The sequence below is a fragment of the Streptomyces sp. NPDC001002 genome, from assembly GCF_053599215.1.
The window spans coordinates 79,049-100,409 of the sequence record NZ_JBSFLV010000016.1; the positions used below are offsets into that span (position 1 = coordinate 79,049).

Below are 21,361 nucleotides of genomic sequence, written 5' to 3' on the forward strand. Positions count from 1 at the left end.
GTCTTGGGTCTTGGGACGGGGGTGTCAGCCCTTGATACCGGTCTGCGCGATTCCCTGCACCAGCCAGCGCTGGAGGAAGAGGAACACGAAGACCAGGGGCAGGATCGAGACGGCGGTGGCCATGAAGATCAGATGGAAGTTGACGGTCTGGTTGGTCATGAACGAGGAGAGCGCTATCTGCACGGTCCAGGAACTCGGATCCTGCCCGATGACCAGCGGCCACAGGAAGGCGTTCCAGCCGCCGATGAACGTGATCGTGGCGATCGCCGCGAAGAAGTTCAGCGAATTGGGTACGACGATCCGCCAGTACGCGCCCCAGTAGCCGAGCCCGTCCACGCGTGCCGCCTCCTCCAGTTCTTTGGGGAACCCCAGGAAGTACTGCCGGAACAGGAAGCAGGTGAAACCACTGAAGAGGCCCGGGATGATGAGGCCACGGTAGGTGTCGACCCAGCCGAGGGACGAGACGAGAACGAAGCTCGGCACGAAGGTGACGGCCGTGGGAACCATCAGGGTCGCCAGGACGGCGTAGAACACCTTGTTGGCGTGCCGGTAGGGGATGCGGGCCAGGCCGTAGCCGGCAAGGGAGCACACCAGGAGGGTGCCGACGGTCATCAGGACGGCGACGACGGTCGAGTTCCACAGGGCGCGGCCGAACTGGACGGTCTGGTCGTCGAACAGCTCGGAGACGTTGCCCCACTGGAAGGAGGGCAGCAGCTTCCAGTTCTCGCCGGTGATCTCCGGGTCCGTGGAGAGGGCGTTGCGGAGGATCAGATAGAAGGGGATCAGGAAGAGCAGGGCGGCGACGCCGACGGCGAGGTACAGGCCGGTGTTGCCGAGAATGCCGCCGCGCTTCTTGCGGTTCCTGCCCACGTGCGGTGCGGTGGTGGTCACTTGGACTCCTCCCCCCTTCCGAAGCCCATGATCCGGCCCTGGGCGAGAGTGACGATGCAGATCAGCAGGGACAGGATGACCGCGCCCGCGCTGCCGGCGCCGTAGTCCTGGCTGTTGCCCAGGGCCGTCTTGTAGAGCTCCATGAGCGGGGTCTGGGCCCAAGTGGCCTTGGTGCTGATGATGTTGAAGAACTCGTCGAACGCCTGGTACGCGGCGACGAGCAGCAGCAGGACCACCGCCGTGGAGGTGGCGCGGAGCTGGGGCAGCGTGATGTACCGGAAGGTCTGCCAGCCCGGCTTGGCGCCGTCGATCTCGGCGGCCTCGTACAGCTCGGCCGGGATGTTCTGCAGCGCCGCGAGGAACAGGATCATGTAGAAGCCGGCCTGGATCCACAGGCGCAGGGTCACGATGACCAGCCAGTACCAGGGCGGGCTCGGGTTGGCGAGGTAGGCGATGTTGTCCACGCCGAACCAGCCGAGGACGGTGTTCATCAGGCCGAAGCGGACGCCGCTGAAGATGGACATCTTCCAGATCAGCGCGGCGGCGACGTAGGACACGGCGGTCGGCAGGAAGAACACCGACCGGAAGAACGCCCGCATGAACCGCAGCTGGTTCACCAGCAGGGCCAGCCCCAGCGACAGCGCCCAGGTGGTCGGAACGATGAACGCGGCGAACACCGTGAACGTCAGCAGCGACTGGGGGAAGTTGCTGTTGGTCAGGATCTGCTTGTAGTTGTCGAAGCCGATGAAATGGCTCGGAGTGACGGTGTAGCGGGCGTCGAAGAAGCTGAGCCAGATGCTCCAGCCGATGGGGACGAAGACGAAGATCACCAGGCCGATGAGGAACGGGCCGGTGAAGAGCCAGAAGTTCAGGGTGGCGTTGGACCGCAGGCCCCGCCGCGGCCGGGCCTGGGAGGCCTTGGCCGCGGCGGTCTTGGCGACCCCGCGCGTGGTGGTGGTCGACATGTCGGGTTCCGTCCGCCGGCCTATCCGAACAGCTTCTTGAGCTCGACGTCGACCTTCTTGTCGCAGGCGTCGAGCGCGGCCTCCGGGTTGCCGTTCTTGCGGACGGAGTTCGCGATCACGTCGGCGAACGCGGTGAGCATGGTCTGGTCGAAGCCGATGTTGTCGAAGTGCCCGTAGTCGGTGAAGAGCTTGACGCCCTCGGCCGGGAGGCCGGACTTGAGCTTGGTGGCGCCGGCGGCTATCGAGGACCGGGGCGGGATGTGGAAGCCGTAGGACAGCGCCCAGTCCTCCTGGTACTTCTTCTGGTCGATCCACAGCCACTTGACGTAGGCCTTGGCCGCCTCGACGTTGTCGCCCTTGGCGTTGACGAACATCGACCAGCCGCCGTTGTAGACCGACTGCTTGCCGCTGCTGCCGATGCTCGGGAACGGGAAGACGCCGAGGTCGTCGCCGAGAGCCTGCTGCATGGCCGGCATGGACCACATGCCGCCCCACTGGATCGCGCACAGGCCCTGGTTGAGCGAGGACGGGTCCCAGAAGTCGGTCGGGGCGTCCAGGAGCACATGACCGCTGGTGAACAGCTGACGGAGCTTCTTGAGGCCCTCGACGACGCCGTCCGTGTGGTAGGCGATCTCGTTCTTGTCGTCGAGGGTGTCGGCCCCGGCCGACCAGATGATCGGGTTCTGGACCGCGGTGAAGTCGTTGCCGAGGAAGGCGCCCTTGACCTTGCCGGTGGTGAGCTTGGCGGCGGCCTCCAGCAGCTCGTCCAGCGTGGTCGGGACCTCGACCTTGGCCTTCTCCAGCATCGACTTGCGGTAGTAGAAGAACTGCGGGTCGTCGATCATCCGGACCCCGTAGATCTTCCCGTCCACCGTGTGCGACTTGATGTCGGCCGGGTTGAAGTCGTCCTTGACCGGATCGATGATGTCGCTCAGGTCGGCCACCTGACCGCTCTTGACCAGCTGCAACTGCGGGTGGAACTCGAAGACGTCGGGCGCCTGCTTGGTGAGCAGGGACGAGAACAGCTTGGCCTCGAAGTTGTTGCCGGTGATCCAGTTCGTGGTCACGTTCGCCTTGGAGTACGCCTTCGCGTACCGCTTGATGGCCTGCTCGGTCCCGGCCTCGCCGTACGCGTGGAAGTACTGGACGAGCTGCTCGCCCGAACCGCTCCCGCCCCCACGCCCGTTGTTCCCCCCGCACGCGGCCAGCGTCCCCGCCGCTGCCATGCCCGCGGCGGCCCGGAAGATTGATCGACGGGACCAGTTGCTGTTGCTCATTGCCGACATGCTGACGTCCTTGTCTGTCGAGTGCGGCTGCGGCTCCACGGCTCAGTGGCCAGGTGGCTGAAATCAGGTGCGGTGCGGGACGTTAACCTTCGGCTAAGGCTTCGGCAAGGGGTTGGACGAAGTCTGTTCGAAGCGTTGTGCGCGGTTCGGGATGCCGAACGCGCGGACTTCACAAGGGGGTTGAGGGCCGCCGGGCCGGAAGCGGTCGGCGGCCCTCTGAACAGGGGAAATGAGGTGCCGGAGGACTAGAGCGAGAGGCTAACCACTCCTGGTCCAGACCTCGTTGGCGCCGCCATTGCAGCTGTACAGAATCACCTTGCCGCCGTCGCCGGTCGCCTGCCCGCTGACGTCCAGGCACTTGCCGGACGCCTCGCTGAGGACCTGCCCGTTGGCGTTCAGCAGCCAGCGCTGCGAGGCGTCACCGGTGGCATCGGCGGACGCCGTCAGGGCACCCGAACTCCCCGCCGTCAGATAGCCGTTCACGCCCTTCAGACGGCCCTTCGCGTCGTACGACCAGGACTGCCCGGTGTCGCCGGTGCACGTGGCGATCGCGGCCCCCGAGGTGTCCGCGGTCAGGCACTTGCCGGACTGCTTCCCGACCAGCGCGCCCGTGACCGCCGTACTGCCGTGACCCTTCTGGTCGAGGACGTACGTCGTGATCGAGCGGCCTGCGAGTGTCGCGGAGACCGTGCCCGAACTCACCGACGGTTTCGCCACCTTGGCCCAGTCCTCGGTGGCCGAGGTCCGCACGGCCTGCGAAGTCCGCACCGGGGTCCGGCTGTTGAAGTGCAGACTCAGGGGCGTGTCCGTGGCGTTGTGGTTGTTGACCACGACCACCCACTTGCCGTCCCGGTCGTACGTCGACACCTCGACGCCCTCCGGCACACCGGTCACGTTGTGCGCGACCGAGCCCGGTTTCACGAACCGGCTGTACTGGCCCAGCGCGTAGTACCGCTTGGTGAAGTACAGCGACTGGTTGCCGTTGGTCGCGTAGTTCGGGTCGTAGTAGATCAGGCCGTCGTTCCAGCCCTCGTCGTTCCTCGTGTACGGGTCGCTGCCGTAGCCGCTCGCGAGCGCCACCCACCACTGGAAGGCGGAGTCGTGGGAGCTCGCGAAGTCCTTGTAGACGATCCGGGACATCAGCAGGGCGTTGTCGATGCCCGGGTCGTACTCCTGGTTCCAGCCGGTCGTGCCCTTGCCGAAGCAGCAGATCTCGGTGGCCCAGGAGGTCTTCCCGACCGACTTCGCCGTCTCGTAGACGTTGCCCAACTGGCCGTCATTCGGGTTGTTGTACGTGTGATGGGCCAGCTTGTCGACGTACTGGGCGGTGTCCGGCTGGTTGATCCACTGCGGGACCTCGGTGCTGAACTGGACCGTGCTGCTGGACTCGTCGGCGATGATCCCGGTCCGCTGGTGCCGGGCTTGCTGCTCGGCGCCCAACGCCCGCACGATGTCGTCGCGTTGGTCGACGGTGACCTGCATGCCCTCCTGGCCGCAGGAGCCGAAGTCGTTGTCGGGTTCGTTGAAGGGGCTGATGTAGTCGAACCTCGCGCCCTGCTTGGCGAGGTGATCGGTCACGTCGGCCACGTACTTGGCGAAGTCCGTCACGTTCTCGGCCTTCAACTGTCCGCCGCAGCTCTGCCCGTTGGTCGTCCACTCGGCCGGCGCGCTGTTGACGAAGCCGATCAGGTCCTGGACGCCGTACTTCGCCGCGTACTTCAGGAACGTACGGCCGCCCTTGTCCTTGCTCCAGTCGTAGGTGCCGTCGGAGTTCAGGAAGTCCTCGGCGGCGCGGGCCGGGGTGGTGACCGCGGCGCCGCCGCCACCGATGTTGTAGCGGTACGAACTCAGGTCCAGGCCCTGCTCGGAGAAGAGCAGCTTCGCCACCCGGGCCTGCACCTTGGGCGAGAAGTGCTGGAGGTCGTTGACCCACCAGGCGCCGGACGCGCCGATGTCGTCGATGGTCTGGGCCGCGTGCGGGGAGACCTGGGCGGATGGGGTGGCGGCCGAGGCGGGCGGGGCCGATATGAGAGGCCCCGCGACGGCCAGTGCGGCCGCCGCCGTCAGCAGGAACGGTCTCCTGGAGTGGGGGCGAGGGTGGGGGTGAGTCATGTGCATCCCTTCCGTCGTCATGAAGGCGGTGCGGTACGGCTCCTTGCGGGAGTGGTGCGTTTGGTGCCGGTCCTCTGTCCCACCGACTGAAGGGCCCCTTCGAGCGCGAACGTGGCCGCGCCCAGGCACACCGGGTCGGTGGGGATGGGGGAGAGGACGATCTCGGTGGCGGCGAACGGGCGCGGCAGCGCGTGCCGGGCGACGGCCTCGCGCACCTCCGCGACCAGGGGTTCGCCGAGCGCGGCCGCGACCCAGCTGCTGAGCACGACCACTTCGGGGTTGAACAGGTTGACCAGGTCGGCGACGCCCGCGCCGAGGTACTTGACGGTGTCCCGGATCGCCTTCACCGCGATCGGGTCCCGGGTGCGCAGCCCCTCGGCCAGCGCGGCGATGGTCGCCGTCTGGTCCTCGGGGTGCAGCAGGGTGCTGTCGGGGCTCAACTCCCGCAGGTTCAGCATGATTCCGGACGCGCCGACATAGGCCTCCACGCAGCCGTGCTTGCCGCAGCGGCACAGCCGGCCGTCCAGCACGATCGTGGTGTGGCCCCACTCGCCGGCGCTGTTGCTCACGCCCCGGTGCAGCGCGCCGCCCAGGACGAGCCCGGCGCCCACGCCCGTGCCGAGGTTGACCACCACGGCGTCCCCGCGCCCGCGCGCGGCCCCGAACCACAGCTCGGCCACCGCGGAGGCGCGCAGCGGGTTGTCGAGGTAGAGCGGGTAGGCGATGTGCTCGGTGAGCAGGTCGAGCAGCGGCACGTCGTGCCAGTTCCAGTTCGGCGCGTACTCCGAGAAGCCGGTCTCACGGTCCACCTGGCCCGGCACGCTCACCCCGACGCCGAGCACCCGGGCGCCCTCGATGCCGGCCTGCGCGACCACCGAGCCGACGGCCGCGGCGACATGGCTGACCACCTGCTCGGGCAGGCTCTCGCCGGGACGCATGTCCTCGTCGGCGCGGGCCAGCACGTTCAACGCCAGGTCGAACAGCTCGACATGGACGTACGTCTCCGCGATGTCGACGCCGATCAGCGCGCCCCCCGACGCGTTGACGGCGACCAGGCCGCGGGGCCGGCCGCCCGCCGAGTCCTCGAACCCGACCTCCGTGATCATCCGCAGGTCGAGCAACTCGCCGACCAGGGTGGCGACCGTGGCCAGGCTCAGTCCGGTGGCGGCCGCCAACTCCTGCCGGGAGGTGGGGGATGCGGCGATGATCTGGCGCAGCACCTCGTATCGGTTCGCCGTACGGATGTCACGTGATGTGCGCTTCACCGCGTCTGTCCCCCGTCCCTTCGCTCCTGCGGACCGGGACACGACGGCACCGGCGCGGCGCAAGGCTATGGGCTGCCGGTGACTTTCGACAAGGGGTTAGGAAAGGGGCTTTATAAAGTCCCGGTCCAAGCCGCCGGCGATTCCGGGTCCGAGGCTCAGTCGCCGAGGACGTCCCGTACGAAGGTGTTGGCGAACTTGCCGGCGGGGTCCAGCGTACGGGCCACCTTCCGGAAGTCGCCGAGCCGGGGATACCGCTCGCGCAGCACCGGCGCCGGCGTCGTGAACACCTTGCCCCAGTGCGGCCGCGCGTCGAAGGCGTCCAGTGCCGCCTCCACCGCGCCCACCACCGGCAGCACGGCCGCGGTGTCGTCGACCCAGGTGAAGTGCAGGGCCACGGTGTCCCGCCCGTAGGACGGGCTGAGCCACTGCGCGTCGGCGGCCACCGTGCGCACCTCGCAGACCTGGAGCAGGGGCGCGACCGTCGTCCGGATCGCGTCGAGCGCGTGCAGGGCGTCGAGGGCGGACGGCCGCGGCAGCAGATACTCGGACTGCAGCTCGGAGCCGCTGCTCGGGGTGAACTCGGCCCGGAAATGCGGGAGTCGCTCGTGCCACGGGCCCGGTACGCCGAACTGCTCGGTGCAGTTGAGGGCGGGCATCCCCGGCACCGGGTGCATTTTCTCGGTCGCCGGTGCGGCCCACGGGAAGTCCGGGAGCGGCTGGTCGGTGCGCCGCTTGAGCCACACCTGCCGGAAGCCCGGCGCCCGCCAGTCGGTGAACAGACTCACGCTGTACGCCGTCGCGGCGACCGTCTCGAAGTCCAGCCCCGCGAGCGGGAGTTCGGTGAACACGTACTGCTCGACGTCGAAGCTCGGCTCCAGGTCGAGGGTGAGCGTGGTGACGATGCCCAGGGCGCCCAGGGAGGTGACGGCGCCGTCGAAGCGGTCGTCGCCGCGCGCGATGGTCACGGTCGAGCCGTCCGCGGTGACGAGCTCGACCTCGCGCACGACCGACGCGAGCGAGCCGTTGGCGACCCCGGAGCCGTGGGTGCCGGTGGCCACCGAGCCGGCCACGGAGATGTGCGGCAGGGAGGCCATGTTGGGCAGGGCGAGGCCGTGGGCGTGCACGATCCGGGCCAGTTCCGCGTACCGGACGCCGCCCGAGACCCGTACCGTGCGGGCCTCGGTGTCCACGTCGATCACCGGGGGCAGCCCGGCCGTCGACAGCAGGACGCCGTCGGCACCCGGCTCGGCGATCTCGTTGAAGGAGTGCCCGCTGCCCAGCGCCCGCACCTTCGCGCTGTCGGCCACCAGGGCCCCGAGCGCGTCGAGCGAGTGCGGGCGGTGCAGTTCCTTGGCGGCATAGGTGATGTTGCCCGCCCAGTTGGTGACGGTCCCGGTCATCCCGTTGTCCCTCCCCGTGGCATCGAGAGCCACGACCTCACAGGGGGAACCTACCTCGGGAGTCCGGAGCCCGCGCAGCCGGTACCGGGGGCTGTGATACGACGGATTTCGTTGCTGTAGGCGGCCATGGCAACGGATCCGGCCTCCCTCTATCCATCCTGGGCACGTTTTCGTTAGCTTTGCGCCCATGACGTCCAGCCCGCCGCCAGCCTCGCCACCCGCCCGGCCGCCCGCTCCGTCGGCCCTGCCCGCCCACCTCCCCGAGACCGACCTGACCCGCCACCGCCGTCTGCGCGAGCAGGGCAGCCTCGACCGGGCGGACCTGGAGGCGATCCTGGACGCCGGGTTCGTGTGCCACCTGGGCGTGCTGGTCGAGGGTCGGCCGCTGGTCGTGCCGACGGTGTACGGCCGTGACGAGCGGCAGCTCTATCTGCACGGTTCCGTCGCCAGCCGCAGCCTCGCCGCGGACACGCCGGTCTGCGTCACGGTCACCCACGTCGACGGCCTGGTCCTGGCGCGATCGGTGTTCGAGCACGGCGTGAACTACCGCAGCGCCATGATCCGCGGCGTCCCGCGCAGGATCACCGACCCCGAGGAGAAGCTGGCCGGCCTCCGCGCCCTCACCGAACACGCGACGCCCGGGCAGTGGACGTACGCCCGTCGCCCCAACCGCAAGGAACTCGCCGCCACCACTCTCCTCGCCCTCTCCCTGGAGGAGGCCTCGGTCAAGATCCGCACGGGTCCGCCGGACGACGGCGACGGGCCTGACGCGGAGCTGGGTCTCTGGGCGGGAACATTGCCGCTCACGTCGACGTGGGGTACCCCGGTCACCGACCCGGCACTGCCGTCGAACACCCCCGTACCAGAACATATCGCCCGTCGTGGAGGGACCCGGCACGGGGGATGAACGAGCGGGGGCATACCGTGAAGAGTCGTACGCCTGAAGCAGGGCGCCTGAGCCGGGAGGAGATTACGGGATGGGCAGCCGCACCGCGCTGGTCGAGGATCTGATGGAGCGCTTTCCGCATGTGCCGCGGGAAGCCGTCTTCAAGGAGGACCTGCTGCGCGGCGGTGTCGCCTTCGACCCCTCCGCGCTGAGCGACAACGAGGGCGGCGAGGTCAAGCCGAAGTCGTACTTCATCTTCTCCTTCGACCACGGCACCCTGCCGGAGCTGGGCGAGGCCGCGCTGCGGCGGCCGCCGGAGGAGATCATCCTCACCGGCGGTCCGTACGACCTGCGCCGCACCGTCGTGTCCGTGCGCGTGAACCCGGCGTCCCCGTACCGCGTGGCCTCCGACGACGACGGCGTCCTCGGGCTCTACCTCGACGGCAAGCGCATCGCCGATGTCGGTGTGCCGCCGATGCCGGAGTACTACAAGCACAAGCTCGCCAACGGGAAGTCCGTGATGGAGGTGGCCCCGACCATCCAGTGGGGCTACCTGATCTACCTCACCGTCTTCCGCGTCTGCCAGTACTTCGGCGCCAAGGAGGAGTGCCAGTACTGCGACATCAACCACAACTGGCGCCAGCACAAGGCGGCCGGGCGGCCGTACACCGGCGTGAAGGACGTCGAGGAGGTCCTTGAGGCGCTGGAGATCATCGACCGGTACGACACCGCGAAGGTGTCCACCGCCTACACGCTCACCGGCGGCGCGATCACCAAGACCGTCGCCGGACGCGACGAGGCCGACTTCTACGGGCACTACGCCAAGGCCATCGAGGAGCGTTTCCCGGGCCGTTGGATCGGCAAGGTCGTCGCCCAGGCGCTGCCGAAGGACGACGTGCAGCGGTTCAAGGACTACGGCGTGCAGATCTACCACCCCAACTACGAGGTGTGGGACGAGTATCTGTTCAAGCTGCACTGCCCGGGCAAGGAGCGCTACGTCGGCCGCGCCGAGTGGCACAAGCGGATCCTCGACTCGGCGGAGATCTTCGGCGCGCGCAATGTGATCCCCAACTTCGTGGCGGGCGTGGAGATGGCGGAGCCGTTCGGGTTCAAGACCGTCGACGAGGCGATCGCGTCGACCACCGAAGGCCTGCGCTTCTTCATGTCGCAGGGCATCACGCCCCGCTTCACCACCTGGTGCCCGGAGCCCACCACCCCGCTCGGCAAGGCCAATCCGCAGGGCGCCCCGCTGGAGTACCACATCCGCCTGCTGGAGGCCTACCGCGCCACCATGGAGGACTTCGGGCTCCAGTCCCCGCCCGGATACGGCGAACCCGGCCCCGGCCGCGCCGTCTTCTCCGTCAGCTCCTTCATGGACAGCCTGCCGGCCCGCGAGGACAGTCCTTCCGCACCGGAGCCGACCCAGGTGTAACTCCCGCCGTACCGCCGGACATAGAGGGGTGTCATCGCGGACGGCGGACGGAAGGGGGCAGGTGTGCCGGAGGACGGAACACCTGAGGGGACCGAGGCGGCGGGCGGGGAGGAGAGACTCCGCGCGCTGTACGCGGCGCACTACGGGCGGGTGTTGAGCTTCGCCCGGCGCCGCGCACCGGACCCGGAGACGGCACAGGACGTGGCGGCCGAGACCTTCCTGGTCGCGTGGCGCCGCATCGACAAGGTGCCCGACGAGGCCGACGGGGAACTGCCGTGGCTGTACGCCGTGGCCCGCAACATCCTCGCCAACCAGCTGCGCGGACAACGGCGCGGCGGTCGCCTGACCGCACGGCTCGGCCGTACGGCACCCGTGGCGGCCGCGGCCCCCGACCACGCCGGGGGAGTGGTCGAGGCGCTGCATGTGCGCCAGGCGCTCGCCGCGCTGTCGGACCGCGACCAGGAGACCCTGCGGCTCATCGGCTGGGAGGGCCTCGACACGGCCGCCGCCGCACGGGTGGTGGGCTGTTCGGCGCGCACCTTCGCGGTACGGCTGCACCGCGCACGGCAGCGCCTGGAAAGGGAGTTGGCACTACGCGAGGAACCGGCCGGCCGGGTGGGCGGACAACTGGCCGGGCTGAAGGGGGAGCGGGCATGAGCAGGCAGCTGGACACGGCCGAAGTCGAGGGACGGGTACGGGAGTTGCTGGCTCCCGCCGACCCGGTGACTCAGGACGCGGGACCGGACGGGGCGGTCCTGGAGCGGATCCTGGGGGAGGGTCCGCGGGCGCGGAGGGGGCGCCCGCGGACCTACCGGCCGCCACGTCGGCGCTGGGTGATCGGCGTCGCGCTCGTCGGAGTGCTGGGCGTCGGCGGGTTGGCCGCGGAGGCCACCGGGGTGATCCCGGGGGACGTGGACTGGGGGTTGAACAGGGCTGGGGACACCAGCCGGGGTGCGCACGGGTTGGCGCCGGACACCGACAAGGCCGAGATGTTGTTCTCCGGCGTCACCCCGGACGGGCTGACCATGCAGTACTGGGAGGCGCCGAACGAATCGGGTGGTACCTGCCACTATCTGCGGGTGCTGGGGCCGGACGGGAAGAGGATGGAGGGCGGCTGGTCGGAATGCAGCCGGGGCGGCGACAGCATGGTGTCTCCGCCGGCCCCGATGTGGTCCGTCGTGGACACGACCGCCCTGTCCGACTGGGTCGCGATCTACGGCCGGGCGCCGAAGGGAGCCGTCAGCGTCAAGGTCGACTGGCACGGCAAGAACGTGGTGGGACCGATCGATGTCGGCCGGGATCGATACTTCCTGACGTTCCTTCCGTATAACTCTCGTAGCAACGAGGAGTGGTTCCCGGAGTACAGGACACAGGCCTTCGACGCGCACGGGCGGGTCCTGGGCGTCGTGCGCTCCGAGCACTAGCGGTGAGGTGCACCGGCGGTCGTCGTCAGGCGACCGCCGGTAACCGAAATTGAAACGGGCGCTTGTCAGTTGTGTCGATGACGTGAAAGGCTCGGGCCCTGCCGCGAGGCTCCCCACAACTCCGTTGCCAATATGGTGAGTTGACCTCGCTTGTGGATGCAGGAGACCCATGCCCGACCTGCCGACCCCGAAGGACGCCGCCGAGGCCGCGCTGTTCTCGGAGTGCTGGGACGCCGTGCTGTCCTACGCCGATCTGTGCACCGCGGGTTCCACCGCGGCCACACAGCTGGCCACGGAGGCATTCGCCCTCGGCATACGCGAAGCACGCGCCGCCGAGAGCGGCAATGCCAGGAGCACCGGCCGCCGCGCGCCCCGACTGCCCGTGATCCCCCTGCTGTTGACCGCCGTACGCACCACCGCGGCGGCCTGGGAAGCAGGTGGACAGGGTCACGACCTCGACTCCGATCTGCGGCTGTGGCTCAACTCCGACAAGGCCGCGCGCTACACCGGACCGCCGCTGCTGCGTCCGATCGCCCTGCGCGGTCTGCGTGACCTGCAGGAAGCGGACGCCGCGCTGCTGTGGCTGGCCGAGGTGGAGGCGCTGCCCCTGCCCGTGGTGGCCCGGCGGCTCGGCCTCGACGCGGCCCTGGTCGCCGAGGAACTGGCCCAGGTGCGCGGCCTGTTCCGGGACCGCTGCCACCGCAACCACCTCGACACCCCGATGGACGCGCAGTGCCGCAGCTATGTGCGGCTGCTCGACGCGGTCACCCGGTCGCCCACCGCCGACATCCCCGACGACCTCTCGCACCACCTCGCCCGGTGCGTGGGCTGCGCGGAGGCCGCCGCCTGTCTGCGGCCCAACAGCGGCGGACTGCCCGTGGCGCTGGCGAGCGGGGTGATCGGCTGGGGCGGCCTGGCCTATCTGGAGCGCCGCCGCCGGGCCGCCGAGGTGCGGCTGGGCGCCGGACGCCCGGAGCTGACCGCCGGCCCGGGCGGTGAGCCGCAGGACGGTGCCAAGCGGGCGAAGGCCGTGCGCAACGGCCTGCTCGTCGCCGCCGTACTGGTGTCGCTGCTGGCGCTGGCCGTTTCCATGATGCCGATGGGCAGCGGCATGGACGACGACGCCTCGGCCTCCGGCGACCCCTCCACCGACACCAGCCCGGTGGCCGCGCCGCAGCCGTCCCTGCCCTCCTCGGTACCGCTCCCGAAGACGGCCTCCCCGAGCCCGTCCGCCACCACCACGGCGACGCCGACCGGCCAGGGCAAGAAGGCGGACCCGGACCCGGAACCCCAGGGCACCTCCTCGTCGACGGCCGACAGCAAGCCGTCCGCGAGCAAGAGCGCCTCGGCCGCCTGCGCGTTCGAGTTCGACCTCGTCAACCAGTGGCCCGACGGCTTCCAGGCCACCATCAGCGTCACCACCGAGAAGGCCATCGGCGACTGGCGGGTGGCCTGGTCCTTCAAGGACGGCCAGCGGGTCGGCCAGATGTGGGACGCCAACTTCGCCCAGAACGGCTCCCGGGTCACCGCCACCGCCGCCGACTACAACAAGTCGGTCCCCGCGAACGGCAGCCTCTCCTTCGGCTTCATCGCCACCTGGTCGGGCAAGAACTCGCCGCCGTACGACGTCACGCTGAACGGGCAGAGCTGCCTGAAGTCCTGACTTCGCGCCACCTGGGGGACGAGGACCGCTAACGGTCCTCGTCCCCCAGGAGCAGCGCGTCCAGGTCCCCCATGAACTCGCTCGTGTTCAGGAACATCAGGTCCAGGGCGTCCGACGGCGGCTCCGGCCGGTTCTCCGGTGTGAGCAGTGCCTGTTCCGTCCAGATGCACTTGCCCGTGGCCGTGTAGCGCGTGCCCCAGCGCTGGGAGAGGGCCGTGATCAGCTGCAGGCCGCGGCCGCCCTCGTCCGTGTCCGTCGCGCGGCGGATCCGGGGCATGGTCAGGCTGCCGTCGAAGACCTCGCAGATCAGCTCGGCGCCGTGCAGCAGCCGCAGCCGCAGCGGGCCTCTGGCGTGGCGGATCACGTTGCCCACCATCTCGCTGGCCAGCAGTTCCGTGGTCGGGATCAGGTCGTCCAGGCCCCACAGGGCGAGCTGCTCACGGACATGGCGGCGGGCCTGGCCGGCCGCTCGCGGGTCCTCGGGGAGCGCCCACGACGCCATCCGGTCGCCGGTGAGGGCGTGCAGACGGGCGACCAGCAGGGCCGCGTCGTCCGTCGTCGCGCTCTCGGCGGGCAGCAGCCCCGCGGTCAGGGTGTCGCAGAGGCGTTCCAGGTCCAGGTCCGTGCCCGGATCGGCCTGGTGCGCCTCGTGCAGCAGACGCGCCAGGTCCGCCATGCCCTCTTCCATCTCGCGCTTGGACGACTCCACCAGACCGTCGGTGTAGAGCACCAGCAGGCTGCCCTCCGGAACCGTCAACTCGACCGTTTCGAAAGGGGGTTCAGCAGCTCCCAGCGGAGGGTCCGCCTCCAGCGGCGGGAAGTGGACCGTGCCGTCGGGGTGGACCACCGCCGGCGGCGGATGGCCGGCCCGCGCGATGGAACAGATCCGGGAGGTCGAGTCGTAGAGCGCGTACAGACAGGTCGCGTACGACTCCTCGCCCATCCCCGCGACCAGGTCGTTGAGGTGGCTCATGATCTCGTCGGGCGGGAGCTCCAGGTCGGCCAGGGTGTGCACCGCCGTGCGCAGGCGGCCCATCGTCGCCGCCTCCGGCAGGCCGTGGCCCATGACGTCGCCGACCACGAGGGCGACCTGACCGCCCGAGAGCGGGATGATGTCGTACCAGTCGCCGCCCACGTCCATGCCCTGGCCGGCGGGAAGGTAGCGGGCGGCCGCGGTGCACGCCGGCAGGTCGGGCAGGTCCCGGGGGAGCAGACTGCGCTGGAGTTCGCGGGACCGGGTGTGCTCGGCGTCGTAGAGCCGGGCCCGCTCCAGGGCCTGGGCGACGAGGGCGCTGATCGTGGTCAGCAGGGTGCGTTCCTCGTCGGAGAGCCGGCGGGAGCGCTCGAAGGCGACGACGCAGACGCCGAAGGTCTTGCCGGACGCCGTCAGCGGCAGGAACGCCCACGCCTGCTTCTCGGCCCGGGCCGGCCTGCCGGTCAGGGCGGGGTAGCGGGCCGTGTACTCCTCGACCGAGGAGAGGAACAGCGGCACACCGGACTCGATCACGTCCCAGGACGGCTCACCGGTTGTCCGGGAGTGGCCGTCGACGATGGCGAGGAAGTCCTCCGGGTAGCCGTCCGCTCCCACGGTGTGCAGCCGGTCGCCCTCGACCGCCTGCACCAGCAGGCCGGCCGCGGCGAACGGCGGCAGCACCCGGCGGGCGACCGCGGCCACCACGTCCTGCGAGGTCGTCGCCTTGGCCAGGGCCTTCGTCAACTCGCCCATCCGCGCCGCGCGTTCGACCGCGGCGCGCTCGGACGCCCGGCGCTCCTCCTCGTGCTGCCGCTTCTCGGTGACGTCGGTGAAGTAGAGGGTGCGGCCGTCGGGACCCGGCACCAGGCGCACGTGGTGGCGCCGGCCGGTGTCGCCCATCCGCACGTCGAACCCGACGGATCTCTCCTCGGCCGCGGCCTCCCGGCAGCGGCTCTCCATGCCGGGCACCTCGCGGGTGGCGGGCAGCTCCCACAGCAGCCGCCCGAACAGCTCCTCCTCGGAGAAGCCCAGCGTGCGCTCCGCCTCCAGGTTGGCGAAGGTGATCCGCCACTCGTCGTCCACCGCGAGGAAGCCGTCGCTCATGTGGCGCAGGGCGCGGCCGAGCGCGTCCCGGGCGGACCGGGACTCGTTGCTCTCCCAGCCCACACCGATCATCCGGTTGGGCTCGCCGTTCTCGTGGTACGTCACCCGGGCCCGGGCCTGCGTCCAGCCGTACGTGCCGTCAAGCCGCCGTACCCGGTACTCGGCCTCGAACACGCCGTGGTCGCGGATCGCCCGGTCCACCGCGTCGAGGGTCGGCGCCAGGTCGTCGGGGTGGACGCACACCATCCAGTTCTCGACCCGGGCGGTGTAGTCCTCGGGCCGGAAGCCGTACAGCTCCATGGCCGCCTCGTCCCACAGCAGCTCGCCGCCCTGGATGTCCCAGTCCCAGGAGCCGACGCTGACCTCCTTGAGGGCCTGCCGCAGACGGTCGCGGGAGCCGGTCAGCTCCGTCCGGGAGGGGGTGGAGGGCGGCGCGGCCTGGCTCATGCGCTCCTCGGTCCAGGCGATCAGCTCGTGGAGGAAGTCCCACTGCCGCGAGGTGGGCTCGCCCTGGTCGCCCGCGAGGACCGTGAGCGCGCCGATGCTGCGGTCGCCGCCGAACAGCGGCAGGGCGGCCAGGCCGGAGCCGGGCCAGCTGAGGTCAGGGGCCGACGCGCCCACGGGCGTCGGGGCCGACGCGTCCATGGGCGACGGCTCCATCGGCACCCACACGCCACGGCCCTGGTGCAGGGCCCGGGCCTGGGCCGACGGGCCCTCCTGGTCGATGATTTCCCAGGAGCGGGCGAGCGCGGGAGGCAGCCCGGTCGACGACACCAGCCGGAGCATGGACATGGGGCCGCGCAGATGAATCGTTCCCCCGAGGGCGCTCAGCTCGCCCACGGCGTGCTGGAGCGCCAGCCGGAAGACCTCGCTCTCCGCCACGCCGGGGTCCACCGTGCCGAGGAGAGCCAGACGTGCGTTCATACTCTGGACTTTACCGTTCCGGTCTCAGGTGACGTACAGCTTCGCACGATTCTCACCAGCGACTCCGACAGCCGACACGAGCTCAACTGGCGTGCATCCAGGGCGAGTTGTCAATTGATCACGCTGAGGTCATGATCGGTGACACTGTGTGGCGCGCCGTCGTGCGACGCGCTGGCCCAGTGGCCCGGCCGCCGTGCGTAGCGCCGCGTTCACAGACCGGGAGGAGGGTAGTAATGATCGACGCGTACGGTCGAGGCCGGCGCGGAACTCCCCCTGGAACGCCCGGAATTCCGGAACTCTCCGATCATGCAAGCTCGTTGTCCCCCCGTCAGATTCACCCCACCCGTCAGCGAGGAGCGGTATGGACATCGGCGTCTTCATCCCCATCGGCAACAACGGCTGGCTCATATCGAAGAGTTCACCCCAGTACCTGCCGAGCTTCGAGCTGAACAAGGCCATCGTGCAGAAGGCGGAGGAGCACGGGCTCGACTTCGCACTGTCGATGATCAAGCTCAAGGGGTTCGGCGGCGAGACCGAGTTCTGGGACCACAACCTGGAGTCGTTCACGCTCATGGCGGGCCTGGCCGCCGTGACGGACCGCATCAAGCTGTACGCCTCCACGCCGATCCTCGCGCTGGAGCCCGCCATCGTCGCCCGCATGGCGGTGACGATCGACTCCATCGCCCCCGGCCGCTTCGGCATCAACATCGTCACCGGCTGGGCCCCCGGCGAGTACTCCCAGATGGGCCTGTGGCCCGGCGACCAGCACTTCGGCAACCGCTACGCCCGGGCCGCCGAGTACGTCACCGTGATGAAGGAGCTGTGGAGCGAGGGCGTCAGCAACTTCAAGGGCGAGTTCTACGAGATGGACGACTGCGTGCTGTCCCCGCGCCCGACGGACGGGCACATCGACATCGTCGCCGCCGGCCAGAGCACCACCGGCATGAAGTTCGCCGCCGAGCACGCCCAGTACAACTTCATCCTCGGCAGCGGCGTCAACACCCCGCTCGCGCTCTCGGGCACCACGGCCGGCCTCGTCGAGGCGGCACGGGAGACCGGCCGTGACGTCGGCGCGCTCTCCCTCTTCATGGTCATCGCCGACGAGACCGACGAAGCCGCCCAGGCCACATGGCAGGACTACCACGACAACGCCGACCACGCGGCGCTCGCGTACATGGCGGGGGAGACGGCCACGGACACGACCTCCGACGGCACCTCGACCGCCCGGACCATCGCGCTGCCCGAGGGCGCGGTGAACTTCAACATGGGCACGCTGGTCGGGTCGTACGAGACCGTCGCGAAACTGCTCGACGAGGTCGCCGAGGTCGAGGGCACCAAGGGGATCATGCTCGTCTTCGACGACTTCCTCGAAGGCCTGGAGAACTTCGGTACGCGCATCCAGCCGCTGATGAAGTCGCGCTCGGTCCCGCGGTGAACACCGCCCCAGTGCCCGACCCGCCGGACGTGTGGCCGGCCTGATGTCCGAGGCGGGGCCCGCCGTCCGTGACCCGCGGTGGGTGTTCGCCGCCACCGCCGTGGGCGTGGTCGCCGTGTTCCTCAACATGAGCGGTCTCGCCGTCGCCCTGCCCACGATCGCCCGGGAACTGGGGGCGGGCCCCGGGCAGGCCGACTGGATCCTGCTCGGCTACATGCTGGTCACCACCGCACTGATCCTCGTCTTCGGCCGCCTCGCCGACCTGGTCGGCCGCCGCCGGCTCTATCTCGCCGGGCTCGTCGTCTTCACCGCCGCGACCGGGCTCGCGGCGCTGTCCCCGACGGCGGAACTCCTGATCGCGGCGCGGGTGGTGCAGGGGGTCGGGGCCGCCGCCGTGATCACCAACAACACCGCCCTGCTGACCGACGTGTTCCCCGCCCGGAGCCTGGGCCGGGCCCTGGGCTGGAACGTGACGGTGGCCGCGCTGGCCCAGATCGCCGGACCGCTCGTCGGCGGCGCGGCGACCCAACTCCTGGGCTGGCACGGGCTGTTCGTCGTCTGCGTGCCGATCGGACTGCTCGCGATCGTCGCCTCGGCGCTGGTCGTTCCGGCGAGCGGGAGCGGCACCACCGGGCGGCCCGGCAGGACCCGTGAACCGTTCGACCTGCCGGGCGCGTTGCTGTCCACGGCGATGCTGACCGCGCTGGTCCTCACCCTGACGCCCGGCGTCACGGCCACCGTCGCGGGCTGGCTGCCGTGGGTCTGCGGCGGCGCGACCCTCGCCCTGTTCACGGCCTTCGCCGTCGTCCAGGCGCGCCGCTCGCACCCCCTGGTCGACGTGGCGTTGCTGCGCACCCGAGCGATCGCCCTGGTGCTCGTCGCCGTGCTCGCCAACGCGGTCGGCTCCTACGCCGTCGTACTCCTGGCATCCCTGCACGAGCAGGCGGTGACCGGTGCCACGTCTCTGCAGGCGGGCGTGCTGGTGACACCGGTCGCGGTCGGCACGCTGATGACCTCGGCGGTCGCCGGTTCACTGTGCGACCGCTTCACTCCGCGAGCGCTGACGACGGCAGGCATGGCCATGACGGCGTGCGGTCTGCTGGGCTTCTCGCTGACGCTCTCGACGGCGGCCGTACCGTTCCCGGCGGTGGCCCCCTTCCTCTTCCTCGTCGGGGCCGGCACCGGGCTGTTCATGACACCCAGCACGAGCGCTCTGATGCTCAGCGCGCCGGCGGACCGGCGCGGGACGGCCAACGGCCTGCGGTCGACCACACAGAACGTGGGGTACCTGCTCAGTACGGCACTCGCGCTCGCGTTCACGACGACCGGGCTGAGCGAACCGGCCCGGCACGCCGCGTACGACGGGACACTCAACACGCTGAACGTGTTCGCGTCGGGCGAGTTGAACCGCTTCGTCGCCAACATCCGCGTCACGGGGTTCGTCCTCACGGGCGTCATCGTGGCCGGGGGAGCGATCTGCCTGGCGTTCCCGCAGTCGCTGCGGGCTCCGCGTACGACCGACGCGGTCGCCGTCAACGCCCGGCCGGAGTCCGCCACTTCACGAAGGACATCGCCATGACCGGTTCCGACAGGAGGACATCGCCATGACCGGTTCCCAGCAGGAGGACTACGAGCACGCCGGATTCGGCGGACAGCTCGCCCCCGGCACCTCCCCGGCTCTCCTCCTGGTGGACCCGGCCCGTGCCTACGTCGACCCCAACTGCCCGCTCTACGCGGGCGTCGAACCGGCGGTCGAGGCGATGCGGGTGCTGCTGACCGACGCGCGCCGGGCCGGGATCCCGGTGATCGTCACGCGGGTGCTGCTGCGGGCGGACGGCAGTGACGGCGGCCTCTTCTTCCGCAAGGTGCCCGTCCTGCGGGCCTTCGTCGAAGGCAGCCCCTTCGGCGAGTTCATCGACGGGCTGGCCCCGACGCCGGACGACCTGACCGTGACGAAGCAGTACCCGAGCGCCTTCTTCGGCACCGGCCTCGCCGCTCACCTCGCGGCGAACGGCATCGACACCCTGTTCATCGGCGGACTGTCGACGAGCGGCTGCGTCCGAGCCACCGCCCTGGACGCCATGCAGTACGGCTTCGTCCCCATCGTGGTCGAGGAGGCCGTGGGCGACCGGGACGCCGACATCCACGCGGCGAACCTCTTCGACATCAAGCACAAGATCGGCGAGGTGTGGCCGATGGGGCGGGTGCGGGACCATCTCGGCGCGCTGTGACTCGGGGCGCTTTAATTCGGTGGCGTCACGGCCCGAGTGCCTTTAAGGTCGTGCTCGTTCAGACCGTGCTCGTTCACGAGGAAGACCCAGGAGGTGTTGACCGATGACTGCCGTCGCGCCGGGCGCTGCCCGCATCCACGAACTCATCAAGTCCACCTCCTTGGCAGCCGGCTGACCTCAACTCTCTTGGCCGGGGCCGTCCTTGTGAAGGATCACCCTTGACTTCCAGCAGTTCCAGCTCTGTTACCTCCGCTTCCTCCGCGCTCGCTCCCTACGGCTGGGACGACGCATGGGCGGACGAGTTCGCCCCCTACGACACCCAAGGCCTCCTGCCCGGGCGGGTCGTCCGCGTCGATCGCGGCCAGTGCGACGTGGTCACCCCCGACGGGACCGTACGGGCCGACACCGAGTTCGTCGTTCCCCGTGACCCTATGAAGGTCGTGTGCACGGGGGACTGGGTCGCCGTCGACCCCGAAGGCAGCGATCCGCGGTATGTGCGGACACTGCTGCCCCGCCGTACCGCCTTCGTCCGCTCCACCTCCTCCAAGCGGTCCGAAGGACAGATCCTCGCCGCCAACGTCGACCACGCGATCATCGCCGTCTCGCTCGCCGTCGAACTCGACCTCGGCCGCGTCGAACGCTTCCTGGCCCTGGCCTGGGAGTCGGGCGCCCAGCCGGTCGTCGTGCTCACCAAGGCCGACCTGGTGCCGGACGCGGTGGGCCTGTCGTACCTCGTCGAAGACGTCGAGACCACCGCCCCCGGAGTGCCGGTGCTGACCGTCAGCGCCGTGCGCGGGGAGGGGCTCGACGTCCTCGTCGCCCTCGTCTCCGGCGGTACGTCCGTGCTGCTCGGCCAGTCCGGCGCAGGCAAGTCCACCCTCGCGAACGCGCTCCTCGGCGACGACGTCATGGACGTCCGCGCCACTCGGGACGCGGACGGAAAGGGCCGCCATACGACGACCACCCGCAACCTCCTCGCGCTGCCGGGCGGCGGTGTCCTCATCGACACACCCGGACTGCGGGGCGTCGGCCTCTGGGACGCCGAGACCGGGGTCGGCCAGGTCTTCGCCGAGATCGAGGAACTGGCGGGGCGCTGTCGCTTCCACGACTGCGCGCACGAGAGCGAGCCGGGGTGCGCGGTGCTTGCCGCGCTGGACTCCGGGGAGTTGTCGGTGCGGCGGTTGGAGAGCTACCGGAAGTTGATGCGGGAGAACCAGTGGATCGTGGCCAAGACCGATGCGCGGGTCCGTGCGGAGCTTCGGCGGGAGTGGAAGCGGAAGGGTTCTGACGGGAAGGCGGCGATGGAGGCTAAGCGGGGGCGGTGGTGACCGGGGTTGTCGTGGCCGTCTGGGGGCTGCCGCCCCCAGGCC

Annotated in this window: 16 protein-coding genes; 9 read left to right on the top strand and 7 right to left on the bottom strand. The window is 70.0% G+C overall.

Annotated features, from left to right (window positions below):
• Positions 1 to 24: 24 nt before the first annotated feature.
• The 6 genes from ACWDR3_RS10705 to ACWDR3_RS10730 form a co-directional block, all read right to left on the bottom strand.
• Positions 25 to 891: a carbohydrate ABC transporter permease gene (locus ACWDR3_RS10705; RefSeq protein ID WP_450352107.1), complete on the bottom strand. Its 867-nt coding sequence runs from the start codon at positions 889 to 891 to the stop codon at positions 25 to 27.
• Positions 888 to 1,856 (bottom strand): carbohydrate ABC transporter permease, encoded by a 969-nt coding sequence (locus ACWDR3_RS10710; RefSeq protein ID WP_450352108.1) that lies wholly within the window; start codon positions 1,854 to 1,856, stop codon positions 888 to 890. Before ACWDR3_RS10710 ends, ACWDR3_RS10705 begins: the two co-directional genes overlap by 4 nt.
• A 20-nt stretch (positions 1,857 to 1,876) precedes the next feature.
• Positions 1,877 to 3,142 carry an ABC transporter substrate-binding protein gene (locus tag ACWDR3_RS10715; RefSeq protein WP_450352109.1) on the bottom strand — a complete coding sequence of 422 codons (1,266 nt, stop codon included), beginning with the start codon at positions 3,140 to 3,142 and terminating at the stop codon, positions 1,877 to 1,879.
• Between the two features lie 258 nt (positions 3,143 to 3,400).
• Positions 3,401 to 5,260, bottom strand: coding sequence for a glycoside hydrolase (locus tag ACWDR3_RS10720; RefSeq protein WP_450352125.1), 1,860 nt, complete (start codon positions 5,258 to 5,260; stop codon positions 3,401 to 3,403).
• A gap of 11 nt (positions 5,261 to 5,271) precedes the next feature.
• Positions 5,272 to 6,519, bottom strand: coding sequence for an ROK family transcriptional regulator (locus ACWDR3_RS10725; protein WP_450352110.1), 1,248 nt, complete (start codon positions 6,517 to 6,519; stop codon positions 5,272 to 5,274).
• Between the two features lie 155 nt (positions 6,520 to 6,674).
• Positions 6,675 to 7,919, bottom strand: a complete 1,245-nt coding sequence (locus ACWDR3_RS10730; protein WP_450352111.1) for an FAD-binding protein — start codon at positions 7,917 to 7,919, stop codon at positions 6,675 to 6,677.
• Positions 7,920 to 8,106: 187 nt separating this feature from the next.
• On the opposite strand from ACWDR3_RS10730, the gene ACWDR3_RS10735 reads away from it, so the two are divergent.
• The 5 genes from ACWDR3_RS10735 (at position 8,107) to ACWDR3_RS10755 (ending at position 13,324) form a co-directional block, all read left to right on the top strand.
• Positions 8,107 to 8,826, top strand: coding sequence for a pyridoxamine 5'-phosphate oxidase family protein (locus tag ACWDR3_RS10735; RefSeq protein ID WP_450352112.1), 720 nt, complete (start codon positions 8,107 to 8,109; stop codon positions 8,824 to 8,826).
• Between the two features lie 70 nt (positions 8,827 to 8,896).
• The gene (locus ACWDR3_RS10740) at positions 8,897 to 10,237 is read left to right on the top strand and encodes a radical SAM protein (protein WP_450352113.1); all 1,341 of its coding nucleotides are present in this window, start codon (positions 8,897 to 8,899) and stop codon (positions 10,235 to 10,237) included.
• A gap of 63 nt (positions 10,238 to 10,300) precedes the next feature.
• Complete coding sequence (locus ACWDR3_RS10745) at positions 10,301 to 10,894, top strand: RNA polymerase sigma factor (protein WP_450352114.1); 594 nt, start codon at positions 10,301 to 10,303, stop codon at positions 10,892 to 10,894.
• Positions 10,891 to 11,661, top strand: coding sequence for a hypothetical protein (locus ACWDR3_RS10750; protein WP_450352115.1), 771 nt, complete (start codon positions 10,891 to 10,893; stop codon positions 11,659 to 11,661). Before ACWDR3_RS10745 ends, ACWDR3_RS10750 begins: the two co-directional genes overlap by 4 nt.
• Positions 11,662 to 11,830: 169 nt before the next feature.
• The gene (locus ACWDR3_RS10755) at positions 11,831 to 13,324 is read left to right on the top strand and encodes a cellulose binding domain-containing protein (RefSeq protein ID WP_450352116.1); all 1,494 of its coding nucleotides are present in this window, start codon (positions 11,831 to 11,833) and stop codon (positions 13,322 to 13,324) included.
• Between the two features lie 28 nt (positions 13,325 to 13,352).
• On the opposite strand, the gene ACWDR3_RS10760 is transcribed toward ACWDR3_RS10755, so the two are convergent.
• Positions 13,353 to 16,325: a SpoIIE family protein phosphatase gene (locus ACWDR3_RS10760; RefSeq protein WP_450352117.1), complete on the bottom strand. Its 2,973-nt coding sequence runs from the start codon at positions 16,323 to 16,325 to the stop codon at positions 13,353 to 13,355.
• Positions 16,326 to 16,686: 361 nt separating this feature from the next.
• Between ACWDR3_RS10760 and rutA the strand changes: the two genes are divergently transcribed.
• The 4 genes from rutA to rsgA all read left to right on the top strand — a co-directional run bounded on the left by rutA (position 16,687) and on the right by rsgA (position 21,319).
• Positions 16,687 to 17,760: a pyrimidine utilization protein A gene (gene rutA / locus ACWDR3_RS10765; protein ID WP_450352118.1), complete on the top strand. Its 1,074-nt coding sequence runs from the start codon at positions 16,687 to 16,689 to the stop codon at positions 17,758 to 17,760.
• A gap of 43 nt (positions 17,761 to 17,803) precedes the next feature.
• Positions 17,804 to 19,339, top strand: a complete 1,536-nt coding sequence (locus ACWDR3_RS10770) for an MFS transporter (protein ID WP_450352119.1) — start codon at positions 17,804 to 17,806, stop codon at positions 19,337 to 19,339.
• Positions 19,340 to 19,364: 25 nt separating this feature from the next.
• Complete coding sequence (locus ACWDR3_RS10775; protein ID WP_450352120.1) at positions 19,365 to 19,991, top strand: isochorismatase family protein; 627 nt, start codon at positions 19,365 to 19,367, stop codon at positions 19,989 to 19,991.
• Positions 19,992 to 20,209: 218 nt separating this feature from the next.
• Positions 20,210 to 21,319, top strand: a complete 1,110-nt coding sequence (gene rsgA, locus ACWDR3_RS10780) for a ribosome small subunit-dependent GTPase A (RefSeq protein WP_450352121.1) — start codon at positions 20,210 to 20,212, stop codon at positions 21,317 to 21,319.
• Positions 21,320 to 21,361 lie beyond the last annotated feature (42 nt).